The organism is Reticulibacter mediterranei, assembly GCF_016587455.1.
In genome coordinates, this window is sequence record NZ_BNJK01000001.1 from 4,591,203 (window position 1) to 4,604,507 (window position 13,305).

Annotated in this window: 10 protein-coding genes; 5 read left to right on the top strand and 5 right to left on the bottom strand. The window is 53.1% G+C overall.

Annotation, left to right across the window (positions count from 1 at the left end; genetic code table 11):
* The first annotated feature begins 382 nt into the window (after positions 1-382).
* Positions 383-1,201: an SGNH/GDSL hydrolase family protein gene (locus K3T83_RS19810; RefSeq protein ID WP_220204676.1), complete on the top strand. Its 819-nt coding sequence runs from the start codon at positions 383-385 to the stop codon at positions 1,199-1,201.
* Here the strand turns inward: K3T83_RS19810 and hpt are convergent, their stop codons facing one another.
* Positions 1,202-1,786, bottom strand: a complete 585-nt coding sequence (hpt, locus tag K3T83_RS19815) for a hypoxanthine phosphoribosyltransferase (protein WP_220204677.1) — start codon at positions 1,784-1,786, stop codon at positions 1,202-1,204.
* A 352-nt stretch (positions 1,787-2,138) separates the two neighbouring features.
* Positions 2,139-3,596, bottom strand: a complete 1,458-nt coding sequence (gene tilS, locus K3T83_RS19820) for a tRNA lysidine(34) synthetase TilS (protein ID WP_220204678.1) — start codon at positions 3,594-3,596, stop codon at positions 2,139-2,141.
* Between the two features lie 144 nt (positions 3,597-3,740).
* On the opposite strand from tilS, the gene def reads away from it, so the two are divergent.
* On the top strand, positions 3,741-4,262 hold the full coding sequence (gene def / locus K3T83_RS19825) for a peptide deformylase (protein ID WP_220204679.1): 522 nt from the start codon (positions 3,741-3,743) through the stop codon (positions 4,260-4,262).
* 204 nt (positions 4,263-4,466) lie between these two features.
* On the opposite strand, the gene K3T83_RS19830 is transcribed toward def, so the two are convergent.
* Positions 4,467-4,859, bottom strand: a complete 393-nt coding sequence (locus K3T83_RS19830; protein ID WP_220204680.1) for an RING finger protein — start codon at positions 4,857-4,859, stop codon at positions 4,467-4,469.
* Between the two features lie 478 nt (positions 4,860-5,337).
* A complete protein-coding gene (locus tag K3T83_RS19835; RefSeq protein ID WP_220204681.1) occupies positions 5,338-7,842 on the bottom strand; it encodes a beta-glucosidase H in 2,505 nt (834 codons plus the stop codon).
* A 291-nt stretch (positions 7,843-8,133) separates the two neighbouring features.
* Here K3T83_RS19835 and K3T83_RS19840 point away from each other — a divergent pair, with 291 nt between their 5' ends.
* Together K3T83_RS19840 and K3T83_RS19845 are read left to right on the top strand one after the other, a co-directional pair.
* On the top strand, positions 8,134-8,811 hold the full coding sequence (locus K3T83_RS19840; RefSeq protein WP_220204682.1) for a response regulator transcription factor: 678 nt from the start codon (positions 8,134-8,136) through the stop codon (positions 8,809-8,811).
* Positions 8,808-10,268: a sensor histidine kinase gene (locus K3T83_RS19845; protein WP_220204683.1), complete on the top strand. Its 1,461-nt coding sequence runs from the start codon at positions 8,808-8,810 to the stop codon at positions 10,266-10,268. The genes K3T83_RS19840 and K3T83_RS19845 overlap by 4 nt, the downstream gene beginning before the upstream one ends.
* 239 nt (positions 10,269-10,507) lie before the next feature.
* Here K3T83_RS19845 and K3T83_RS19850 read toward each other — a convergent pair whose 3' ends face one another.
* Positions 10,508-12,025 (bottom strand): glycoside hydrolase family 76 protein, encoded by a 1,518-nt coding sequence (locus K3T83_RS19850; protein WP_220204684.1) that lies wholly within the window; start codon positions 12,023-12,025, stop codon positions 10,508-10,510.
* 194 nt (positions 12,026-12,219) lie between these two features.
* Between K3T83_RS19850 and K3T83_RS19855 the strand changes: the two genes are divergently transcribed.
* The gene (locus K3T83_RS19855; protein WP_220204685.1) at positions 12,220-13,296 is read left to right on the top strand and encodes a LacI family DNA-binding transcriptional regulator; all 1,077 of its coding nucleotides are present in this window, start codon (positions 12,220-12,222) and stop codon (positions 13,294-13,296) included.
* The last annotated feature ends 9 nt before the right edge of the window (positions 13,297-13,305 follow it).

Genomic DNA, 13,305 nt, shown 5'->3' on the forward strand with positions numbered 1-13,305 from the left:
AGACCTGACCATCGATAGGTTCATTTGCTTCGGCGCTTCAAACATGACGCCCTACGGCAATCACGCTGTCCGCACAGAGACAGATGAACCGGGCTTTTCAATACAAAGGATAACCAATTTTCTTCAGGAAGTCCAGTTTGCGCCTTTCTCACATCTTTACCTGTGCGCAAACTCTCTTGCCCGCTCATCCATAATTCCTACTCCCGATTTCTCCAACCTGAACTATATTGACATATTGTCCCGTTTGTTTTATGCTATGCCAGCCAGGTTTTTGTGGTAGAGGTAATGGCTGATTTTCTGGCACATGTAATCGTTGCTGTACATCTCTCTGTCCATGATAGGAGCGTGCTGTCCTACTTCACACGCTAGAAAGAGTGCAGGAATGCGACTTCATTCCCCTCACTTTCGCCTCGTTATCGGCCTGCTCACCGCTCTTTTGCTGATCGGTGGCATCTTTCTCACGCTGAATCTGGTGAAGAAACCCGTTACCGCCCAGAGCACATTTTTTCAGAGTACTTTGAAAAATCCTACCGGCAGCTTGCCTGGTGCGGTGCAGAGTTCTATCAAGAGCCAGCCTTTGGATCACAGCACAATCACGATTATGCCGCTGGGCGATTCGATCACGGCTGGCGTTGGTTCATCCACGCATGCAGGCTATCGGAGCCAGTTGTGGAGCGATTGTCTGACCGCGCATTGGCACATACAATTTGTCGGATCGCAGCTAAGTGGACCAGCCAGCTTAACCGATCGGGCGCATGAAGGGCATCCAGGTTGGCGCATCCGACAGATATCTGATCATGTGGTGAACTGGCTCCAGACCTATAAACCACGCGTGGTGCTGTTGCAGATCGGCACAAACGATATCGTCTATCACGATGCCGTGAGCACGGCCCCGGATCGTCTACGCTCGCTTATTCTACAAATCCACGAGACGCTGCCTGGCACAACAATCATCGTGGCACAGATCACCCCCCTGCGCAATGCCGCTCTGAACTCTCAGGTGATTGCGTACAATCTCGCCATTCCTTCTATCATTCAGGGATTGACTATGCAAGGACTGCCCGTTCGCTATGTTGATATGTATCATGCAGTGCCGGTGAGCGATCTGGAAGATGGTATTCACCCGAACGATAGCGGCTACGACGCCATGGCCGGAGTCTGGTATCGTGCGCTCCATAGCCTGCTCGCTCCGGTGGAATAATCATGCTTTTTCCGCCGGGCTGATATGTGTCTCTTCTGGGCGTGCAACACCTTCATAGACGGAGGGCTTCAGGATACCAATATAGGGCAGATTGCGATAGCGCTGGGCATAGTCCAGGCCGTAGCCAACGACAAATTTGTCTGGAATGCTGAAGCCAACATAGCTTACTTCGGCCTGTTTGAGGCGTGTGCGTTCTTTATTGAGCAGGGTACAGATGCGAAGACTGAGCGGGTTGCGCTGCCTCAACAGGTCCACGAGGTAATGAAGGGTCAGGCCGCTATCAATGATGTCCTCGATAATCAGTACATGCTTCTGGTCGATCGGCCCTTCGAGATCTTTGATAATGCGCACCACTCCGCTTGATTGGGTGGTATTGCCATAGCTGGCAACCGCCATATAATCGACCTCCAGCGGCAACTCGATGGTGCGCGCAAGGTCAGCAATAAAAGGGACCGCTCCCTTGAGCGTTCCCAGCAAGAGCAGATTTTTGCCCTGATAATCGCGCGTGATCTGCTCTCCTAACTCCTGAACCTTTGCGCGCACCTGTTCTTCCGAGATCATTATCTCGTCGATATCTTCATGCATGCGTACCTCCCATGATCTTGCTATTGTCTGCTTATGGATTTTTCACAAAATATAATATCCGCCATAGTGGAGCGATCATTGTTCGTCCGGCAAATGCGCCGGGGAGAGAAGGTTCTCCCCATCCGTAGCGACAAGGAGTGGTGTAGAGGGGTTGTGGGGGCCTTGCGCTTGTTGCTGCTGCCAGGCCAATCTCCTGAGGTCTCCTCTTTGCCAAAATCATCGCTCCCAACGGCGGCAAGCGCAAGGCCCCCACGTCCACCCTTAACCCCCCTTGTCGCTACGGGAGACCCAACATCCTCTCTCCCCATAGCTATTCCCCTTTCAATTGCCGGATGCTTCAATGATCGCTCCACTATGGCGTGCCCGAGTTAGAAACGAGCGATAGACGGATAATCCGCCGGGTTGTTGCGGTCAGTCGAGCGCGTTCGTCAATGCAGATTCCTCCCAGCCAGATGCTTGATCCCTCTGAGAAGAAGAGCGGTATCCTGTCGCGCTCGGAACGAGCAATATGTTTGTCTACCAGGATGTCCTGCACCTTTTTCTCGTGTACCATGCCAAGCGGCTGGATGCGATCTCCCGGTTGTCGGGTACGCACGACAAATGCTGTGCCCGCCCTGTCACCATCAATATATACAACATTGGGTGTCGTGGCAAGAGAGTGCCAATCTCCCACTCTGTTTGCCTGTTGTACTGCCTGTGCCTGCTCTCCCGTCAGCACCTCTGCAATCGCTATCCAACCAGTTCCAGGTACGACGACCTGACCCGGGACTGGCAGTATAACTTCAATATGTTCTGGCGTCGTCTGACGAACTTCGTCAAGGCGCTCGAAGATGATCTCTTCCCCGATACGCAAGACACGTAAGCGGCCCGGCATGTGTTGCTCTAGCTCTCGCCCTTTACTGTCGAGCCTTGCCAGTTGTTCGATCAGTTTATAGTGACGAAGCTCCAATGGAGATTGACCATCGCAGAGGTGCGCGCTGACACGGCGCAACAGATGGCGCTGAATGCTGAGTGGCAGGCTGCATAATGCGCTGCGTTGCAAACGAATGCGCTGCGCCTGCTCCGAGATTACAACCTCCGGCCAGCTGGCATCGATCTGAGCTTCGATCCAGGCAACATCGACCTGCATCACCTCGGCTGTGCGGAGCTGGAGCGAGCGAAAGCCAGGATTCATCGCTTCCAGCAGCGGCAACAGTTCGTGACGGATGCGGTTGCGCAGAAAGCGTGTATCAGTGTTGCTCGCATCTTCCAGTGGCATGAGGCCATATGCGGCACAATAAGCCAGTGTGTCGGCATGCGTGATGGCGAGGAGTGGACGAATGACGTCTTGCTGCACTGGCTGCAAACCAATCATACTGGCGATGCCCCCGCCGCGCAACCAGTGCAGCAGCAGCGTCTCCACCTGATCATCAGCATGATGGGCGACAGCGATGCGTCCTCCTCGCGCAATCTCGCGCAGGAAACGATAACGGGCAACTCGTGCTGCATCTTCCAATGAACGCTGTTCGCGCCGGGCCAGCGCTGGCACATCGATGCTGCCAATAGCCGCAGGCAGCTTCCAGGCCGTCGCCAAGTGTGCGACCTCCTCTGCCTCACGTGCACTCTCCTCGCCGCGCAACTGGTGATTGAGATGGGCAACGCGAAGCCGGACGCCTGAATATAGCTTATCGGGACCGCAGAGGGCGTGGAGCAGATGCAGCAGGCACAGCGAATCGCTTCCTCCCGAGACGGCGACCACCACCTCACCCTCGACAGGAAGCAAGCGATGCTCTTCAATGGTATTTCTGACGGTTTCAACAATATTTGACATATTCGTTTCGTTGCAATCTGGCATGTCAGTTTGCGTAACACCTACTGATATGATAGGATATAGAGCAATTATAGTGGTTGAGTAGGAACCTCACAAGAGGTATCCTGGATTTTTTCAGTGTTGTGCAGGGGTGAGAGCGAGATTATGGCAATTCGCAAGATTATTACATCAGAAAATCCTATTCTTCGGCAAAAAGCGAAAAAGGTGCATCGCTTTGAGCCATCTTTGCAGAAGCTTGTCGATGACATGTTCGAGACCATGCACGTCGCTCATGGTGTTGGGCTGGCTGCACCACAGATCGCGCAATCGATTCGCGTGCTCGTGGCCGAATACGATGATCCCGAGACAGAGGCGCATTACAAAGTGGCGTTGTTCAATCCCGAGATCATCAAGGCTGAAGGCGAAGAGATCGGCTCTGAAGGCTGTCTGAGCATCCCTGGCTATGTGGGGGAAAATATTCGTCGTGCCGCAAAGGTTCAGGTGAAGGGCCAGGATGTCAAAGGCAGAGCGATCAAAGTAAACGCTGAGGGCTGGTGGGCGCGCATTTTGCAGCACGAGATTGATCATCTCAACGGCATCCTCTTCCTTGATCGTCTGGACAGCCCGGAAGATCTACGCGAAGCCCAGCCAGAAGACCTCGAAGAAGAGTCTGCTCTGGTGGAATAGAACTTCTTACCACCCATCCCCCCGTAGCGACAATCCCTTGCGGTTGTCGCGGGCCAAAGCGCCACCATGCACAGGAGCCGCGACAACCGCAAGGGATTGTCGCTACGGGGTAGAAGAAAGCCTGGCAACCTCCAAGAGATTGTCAGGCTTTTCTATGTATCGATGGTAAACAATAAGAAAGGCTGGCAGGATATATGGAACGGTTTATCCGAGTTTTTGCTGGCGTCGTAGCATTGGTACGGCCTGTTTGCCCAGTGTATGGTCGCACCCTTCACAGAGATAGAACCCCTCTTCGCGGTAGACCAGTTCGCTTACCGGGAAGTGCAGATAACAGATCCCACAGCGCGTAGCGTCCGGCTGGCTTGCTATCTGGCGGTCATGCTCGAAAAGTTCGTGCAATGATTCGATCATTTGATCAAAATCAAATGCACCGCCATAGTTACGCTCCATCCCAGTTGTGCCGAGGGGTGGTAGCATGCCGGTTATATTGTTGGCACGGAATTCACGACGACTTGCAAACGAATTGGTGTTACTATTGCTCGATGCTCCATTGCCAGAACCCGGTGTATAATGACTGCTCAAGGCATAGAACTCCACAGAAAACGGACCATTCCTTCACAGCATGAATGTCCGGGAAGGAATGGTCCCTTCTTAATGATGGGCTGATGGGGGGAACATCGCCCCCTCCTGTCTGATAGCTATAGCCATCATTGGTTCCTTTGCTTTTGCCCGGAACGGGCCTCCGTTTTCACGGGTAATGCTCACCTCGACAACGTGTCCCAAGCGGTTTATTGGACAGGGTACCGACTTCTCCCTCTACACCTTTTAACCCGGTCCTGTAGTGGTCCAAACTGGTGAAGCATCTGGACGTACCTATTGACATCGGCTGCGCCGTATTCGCTGGGAACGTAGCCCGATGAGAGGAAGCTGTCCTCTCCTGGCTGAGTCTGCTCATGTCTCGGGCCTACGAACAGTGTTTGCTCTGTCCGTAAGCCTCCGCATGCAATGCGGGGGTACATGGCACTATCGAATAGAGAATATATTCATTATAACCCTTTCACGATCCTGTGTCCAGTTAATCTTTATCGAGGGTTCCACCAAACCGGGAAGTTTCGGTCAGTGTAAACGATGCCTTTCCTTGAATCGCCTGCGATGACGAGCCTACCAGCACCTCAAACTCGCCTGCTTCGGCCACCCACGCCTGGGCTAGATCGTCGTAATAAGCCAGGGCTTGCCGTGCCAGCGAGAGTGAGACCGTCTTGTGCTCTCCCGGTTCGAGCTGCACTTTGGCGAACGCCTTTAGCTCTTTGTCTGGACGATGCAGCCGCGATTGCACATCCCGCACATACACTTGCACAATTTCTTTGCCCGCGCGCTCACCCGTGTTGGTTATGTCTATTTGCACTTCCAGCGTCTCCTCCGGGCCAATCGAGCTGGTACTGAGCCGCAGGTTATCATAGTCGAACGTCGTGTAAGAGAGTCCGAAGCCAAAGGGGAAGAGCGGCTCTATCTTCTTCTTCTCATAATAGCGATAGCCGACGAATAGCCCTTCGCCATAACGAACCTTGCCGTTCTCGCCTGGATAGTTGATGTAGGCGGGATTGTCCTCCAGGCGTACCGGGAAGGTCTGGGGAAGTTTGCCAGAAGGATTGACATCGCCAAAGAGGACATCTGCAATGGCGTTGCCGCATTCCTGGCCGGGGAACCAGGCTTGCACAACCGCCTCCACCTGCTCAAGCCAGGGCATTGCGATGGGCGAGCCGGTGTTCAGCACCACAATCGTTCGCTTATTTGCCGCCGCCACACGTTCTATTAACTCGTTCTGCTGTCCCACAAGATCGATGTTGGGGCGATCAAACCCTTCGCTCTCCCACTCGCCGCTCAATCCAGCAAAGATCAGCGCAACATCGGATCGGCCCGCCAGCGCGACCGCACGTTCGATCCCATCGGCTGGCAGTGGCGGGAGACAGCCTGGTCGTACCGCCGCAATCAGTCCATCCTGATTTTTGGCATATTCAAGAGTGAGAATATATTCCTGTCCCACAACCAGATCGCGCTCTGTCTTGACCTCAGTAGAACCCATGCCAAAGTATGATTCGCCTCGCATCTGCTGCGTCCAGTTCTCGACTGCCAGTTCGTCATTGATGAAGAAGCGGCTCAAACCTGCGCTGGTCAGACTAAAGGTATAGGTTCCCGTCACTGCTGGCATGAAGCGAGCGGTGGCACGCATCGAGAAGTTGTGGACATCAAAATTGGGATTGATATTTGAGCCGAACCACATCAGTTCAGGTTGCTTGCTGATCTCTGTATAGATGGGAGAGCCGGTCAAAGCGGGACCGTTGAAATAGTCGGTGCGCCATCCATGCTCGTTGCCCTCAACGCCAGCCAGCAATTGATCCATCTCGAACTGTGGCAACTGTTTATGATTGGGGCAACCAAGTTCATACCCGATCTCTACCTGCTCGCCGAGTTTGAAGGCCACGCCATCATGGGGCGTAATGGCGTAGTGGGCGTTGACCTGGGCGCTTCCACCCGCCATGATGCGCGCCACTTTCGCGTTCGGACCGATGATTGCAACCGAGTTCAGCTTCTCGTGTTGTAATGGCAGCACATCGCCCTCATTCTTGAGCAGGACGATGCCCTCTGCCGCAGCTTCGCGGATCAGGGCGCGATGTTCTGGCAAATCGATGCCCTGCTCTGCTGGCTCTTCGGGATGCTCAAAGACGCCTGCGCGCTGCAAGAGGAGCAGAAGGCGACGAATGCTAGTGTCGAGCGTGGCCTCGTCAACTTCGCCGCGCTCAACGGCCTGCAACAACAGTTCGCCGCGCCATACGCCCGGTCCCGGCATCTCCAGATCGAGTCCTGCGTTCACCGAAGGGGCGGTACTTTTCACTGACATAAACCAGTCGGAGACCACCAGTCCGTCGTAGCCCCACTCGTCGCGCAAGATCTCGGTTAACAGATAGGAATTCTCGCTCGCCGCAACACCATTTACCAGATTGTACGAGGCCATGATCGTCCACGACCTCGCCTCGCGGATGGCAGCTTCAAAGGGAGGCAAATAGATTTCGCGCATTGTACGCTCGTCAACTTCTGAATTGATCGTGTTGCGCTCAAACTCTGAATCATTGCAGATATAGTGTTTTACCGATGTGCCGACACCTTCGCTCTGCACGCCGTTGATATAGGCCACAGCCATGCGTGCGCTTAAATACGGATCTTCGGAATAGTTCTCAAAGTTGCGGCCATTGAGGGGTGAGCGGTGGATATTGACAGTTGGTGCTAGCAGCACGTGTGCTCCCTTGCTTCTGGCCTCCTGTCCAAGCGCCTGCCCGACGCGCCTCACCAGATCGGTATTCCAGGTGGAGGCAAGAGAAATGCCAGCCGGGAAACAGGCCGCCTTTGTACCACCGACGAGGCTCCCGCCTCCTCGTGCTCCGTTCGGTCCATCCGACATCTTCAATGCAGGGATGCCAAGGCGCTCAATTGCGACGGTGTGCCACATGTCTGAGCCTGCGAGCAGCGAGACTTTCTCCTGAAGAGTCATCTGACCGAGCAGGTCTTCGATTCGGTCACTCATTGCCATTCTTCTCCTATCAGGTTTATCAATCGATAGATCTTCTATCAACGCTGATGTAAGGGAACTTTTCCCTCCTAATAGTAATGAACATTTTTGTCTTGAGCAGAAAGAGGAGAATTGCTTTATGTGGTTCAAAATCGCAGAAAGGAAGACTTTTGCTCGATCAGAAGCCGATTTGTCAGGTTAATGATAGGGCTTTTACTTATGAGGGGTGTTCTCATCGTGATCTCATATAATGGAGCATGATATTGTATATCAAGACAATTTTCTGTGAATCGGGAGAAACCATCTATGCGAATATTGGTGGCAGAAGATCATGCTGAACTCGGATCTGATTTAAAGAGAGGGTTAGAATATTGCAAATATATGGTTGATCTGGTGACGCATGGTGAGGATGCTCTCTCGCTTGGGTTAAGTACGCCCTATGATCTGATCATTCTTGATATTATGCTCCCCGGCATGAGTGGGTTGGAGGTGTGCCGTCTGCTGCGTCAACAGAAGCGTAGCATGCCCATTTTGTTCCTTACTGCTCTTGGAGAGGTAGAGCAGCGGATTCAGGGACTTGATTATGGTGCGGATGATTATCTTGCCAAGCCTTTTAGCTTCCGTGAATTGGAGGCGCGAGTACGCGCTCTCTTGCGCCGAGCAAGTGCGGAAAAAACGTCGGTTTTGCGCTTTCTGGATCTCACGCTGGATACGCGCACGCATGAGGCCTGGCGTGGGGAGCGTCTCATCACGCTTTCTCACAAAGAATATGTGTTGCTTGAGTATTTGATGTATCATCCACGCCAGGTCTTGAGCCGCAATATGATTGCTGAACATGTCTGGGACGATGAGGCTGATCGCCTCTCCAACGTGATTGAAGTGTACATTCGTTATTTACGCAATAAGCTCTGTGCTCAAGGAGAGCCAGATGTGATACATACTATTCGGGGAGCTGGCTATCAATTGAGGGAGCCTGAACCATGAAACGCATCTTTTCTCATATTTACCCATTGGGCATTCGTTGGCAATTGATGCTCTGGTATAGCATCATCTTTGCCTTGTTGATGGTATTCTCCGGTTTGCTCTTCTATACACGTCTGCAAACAACGCTGGCTGGTAGCCTTGATACTGAATTGCAGTTGCAGGCGCAGCAGATTGCAGGTGATATTACTTATGATGAAGATGGAGATATAACAGCCCATGATGCAACGGCAGATTTGCCCGGCTTCGATCCCTCTGGTAAGGTGCAGCATGTACCTCCTCCAGCTGATGTCAACCTTGATATCCTGGTGCGGGTTCTGGATAAAAGAGGCTTGCCCCTACGAACGACGCCAGCCTTTTATGCTCTGAACGTCCCTCCTGAGAGCGTGACTCAACCGCTGCACGGTCTTCCCTGGCAGGGAACGATCAGTACAGCCGATGGTCAAGCGGTGCGGCTCTATAGTCGTGCGCTGGTTGACGACAATGGGATTTTTGGCGTGGTGCAGGTTGGTACAACGCTCACTCAGGTCGATACAACGTTGCAGGATGTCTCAGTCGAACTATTGCTATTGGCCCCCTTTATGTTGGCGCTTGGTGGCTTGATCAGCTATTGGCTGACGGCACGCGCGTTTATGCCTATCGAGCGTTTGATTAAGACGGCGCGGAAGATCAAGGCTGGCGATTTGCGTCAACGTGTGCCTGTGCCGCGCCCTCATGATGAGGTGCGTGATCTGGCCCTGACGCTGAATGAGATGATAGAGCGTCTGGAGCAGGCGTTTGCACGGCAACAGCGTTTCGTTGCTGATGCATCGCACGAGTTGCGTACACCTGTTGCCGTCATTCGCAATAAAGCGGATATGGCCCTGATGCAAATATTTACCCCTGATGAACACCTGACCGTGTTTCGCTCGATTTATAATGAATCAGAACGACTCAGTCATCTGATCGGCGATTTGCTGGCCCTGGCTCATCTCGACGAGGGGCATGTGCGGCAGAAAAAAGAGGTGGTGAAGCTGGATCATCTGGTGCAGGTCGTTGCCGAGATGACGGAGCCGTTGGCTACAGAGCATCAGGTAAGCATGCAGGTGGCGGCGAACAACCAGGTGCGCATCTGTGGTGATGAGGCGCGATTGCTGGAAGTGGTGATGAATCTGACGGAGAATGCTATTCTCTATAACAATTCTGGTGGCACAGTCTCGCTTTCCGTCAAGAGCGAAGATACTCAGGCGTTGCTAATTGTGCAGGATACCGGCATTGGTATTGCTCCTGAGCATCTTCCTCATCTTGTGGAGCGCTTCTATCGCGTCGATTCGGCTCGTACCTATACTGCTGGTGGCAACAGCGGTTTAGGTCTGGCTATTGCCGATAGTATTGTGAGAGCGCACGGTGGCTCATTGACTGTCGAGAGCCGGCTCGGGCAGGGATCGACATTTACCGTCGCGCTCCCTCTTTCTCAATGAATGAAGAATCGTTGTAGTACTCTGTCAAACTTCATTGGGGTGTATCCAGAAACTCCTCAGGCGTGTTTCCGTGTATGGCAGGGGCGAAGGCTTGTCCTCGCCCACCTCCACAGGCCGCGCGATGAGACACCAGGGCGAGGACAAGCCTTCGCCCCTGCCATACACGGGGAGTTCTCACCGCGTCATGTGCCAAATGAAGCTTGACAAAGTACTACGACGGTTCTGATTGTTCAATCTCGTTAGCTGCTGTACACCCCCAGTTCGTAGATACGCGCCGCCACAGTTTGCGTGCTGGATTGTGGATTGGTGATGTTCAATTGCACGTAACGGGCGGTTCTGGCACTGATGGTATGAGTGGTCGTATTTGACGTATTGCCAGTAACAGTTACCACAGTTGTCCAGTTGGTACCATCGCTGCTGACCTGAATGTTGAAGTCGCGCGTATTCCAGGCCATATTTTCTCCTCCAGCGCCCGCATGTTGAATAGTAAATCTGGCAATGCTCATACTGCTTTGCAGGTCCACTCGTAACCAGTATTTTCCGCTCGTGCCGCCAGAACACCATTTGCTATTGTTCGTAATGCTGCCATCTACCGCTTTATTGGGCGTTTCTGAGGATGAGCATGTGCTATCTGCGCTGGCCGGTTTGTTGAGGGCAAGATTTGCGCTGCTAAAAGGAATGGCAGCGTTGATGGCATCCAGTGCTGAACTCTGGCGCGAGGCGTCGGCGCTATCGAAGGGACCATACCACTGCAACCCGAGCTGATTGCTGCTGTTGCGGTCGTTCGCCCAGATGGAATCGACGTTGCGTGTGATGAAATCGCGATAAGCCTGTTTGCTGTCGGTCTGGTAGAGATAGTAGAGGTTGCGCATAAAGATGCCCTTGAATTGGGATGCATCGCCGTTGCAGCTTGTTTCGCAAGGCTCTTTGAGGATACCATTGGCGTTGATCAGCGTACTGGTTGCGGCGTTGGCGATGGCCTCTGCTTTGCTCAGGTATGAAGAGGTTCCGGTGATTTTATACAGGTCGGAGAGGCCAGCCAGGATGACGCCCTGATTGTAGGTCCAGGTAGTTTGTCCGTTGTTATGGCAGGAGCTATCGAGACCATCGTTGATCAGGCTGGAGCTGTTAATCATGCCGCTATTATTGAACCAGTTCCACTCCTGGTTGCTCCAATCAAGATAACTACCGCTGCCACTGTCGCCTGGAGTACGCTGGTGGAGGCTGGTGGCGAGGGCCAGGAAGAGTTCGTTGGGGATGGCGTTCTTGTAGCTACGGGCCTTGCTCCACCAGATGCCGCCGCCGCAGGTCGTATCCCAGCCACCCTTCATATCGTTGAAGATCGTTTTCGCCATTGTCAGGTAGCGGCTGTCGTTGGTAAGATCGTAGGCTTTGACCCAGGTCAGTGCCCACCAGCCCTCGTCGTCGTAATAATCGTTGAGGAAGTTGCCTGAAGCGTTGGTATTATATGAGGTGGAGATATCGCCAGTGTATGCGGTGCTGCTGGTGCGAGCGGAGTAGTCGATGATTGCTCCCAGAGCGTTTGCCGAGTTCCACCAGCCAGTGGTGTTGAACTGGCCGTTTGAGCTATTGTACCATCTTTGCAGCGTTGCCGCTGCTGCATCTGCATAGGCCCGATAGCTGCCTGCTGCATGAGTGGTAGAAGACATGAACGGTATACCGAACAATACGAGGTTTACTAACAATGCACATATGAGCCGTCCTGGTTTGCTCCATCGTTGGGCGTGCAAAAACATAGCCTTGAACTCCTTTTCAGTGGCTTTACCGCCATCATCTTCAGTGGTGACAGCGTTGTCATGACTGTACCATTACCGTGCAGTTATTGTCAACTGGTTTAAAAGGGGTATTTAGGAGGGGTGTAGCAATAAAAAGGAATCTTTGTTACAATGAATGTCGGTTGCAACGAAGGCAGAGACGGGAGGATGATGTGATGCTTAACGAACGCGATTTTTATAGCGACGAGCCAGGGTCATTCGGCGAGAGCGAGGGGCGTATTGACGCAGGTAAAATGAGGCCGACCATGCAGAATGTTGCGAAGGCGGCGGGAGTGAGTCTGAAGACGGTTTCGCGGGTGGTGAATAATGAGCCAAACGTAGGCGAAGATACGCGTGAGAAGGTCAGCAAAGTGATTGAAGAACTGGGTTTTCGTCGCAATGATCTTGCCAGAAATCTACGCCAGGGCCAGATCTCCACTACTATTGGCCTGATTATTGAGGATATCGCGAACCCTTTTTACTCCAATATTGCGCATGGAGTTGAGAAAGTTGCGCAGCGCTATCACTATATGGTGATTATCTGTAATTCTGAAGAGAATGCGCAGCGTGAGCAGGAGCTTTCCAACGCCCTGTTTCGTCGTCGCGTGGCAGGACTGCTCATGGTGCCAGCCAGTCACGACCATAGCTATCTACTTCCAGAAGCGCGTCTGGGAACGCCGATCATTTTTCTGGATCGTCCACCAGATCATCTGGATACCGACACTATTCTCTTAGACAATCGTGGTGGTGCGCGTAAGGGCATTGAACATTTAATTGCGCATGGGCATCGACGTATTGGCGTGATCGGCGGTGATCCGCTGGTTCACAGTGGGGCCGAACGTCTGGCTGGCTATCGAGAGGCGCTGGCAGATCGCTCCATTCCGTATGATGAAGCGCTGCTGCGTTCAAATCGTGATGAGCCGCTCAGAGCGCAGGAGGCTGTTCACGAACTGTTGATGCTCGCTGATCCTCCAACCGCTTTGTTCACGACAAACAACCGTATCAGCATTGCCGTGATTCGTGCGCTGTACGGCATGAAGCGTCAGATTGCGCTGGTTGGCTTTGACGACTTTGAGCTTGCCGAGCTATTGCCGGTGCCGATCACCGTGATTGCACATGATGCAGCTGCATTGGGCGAGCAGGCCGCCGAACTGCTTTTTGCTCGTCTGCATGGTGATGATCTTCCCCCGCAGCATCTTGTGATCCCAACAGAACTGGTGGTGCGGGGCTCTGGCGAGTTGCCGCCTGAATAGCTAGAAGGA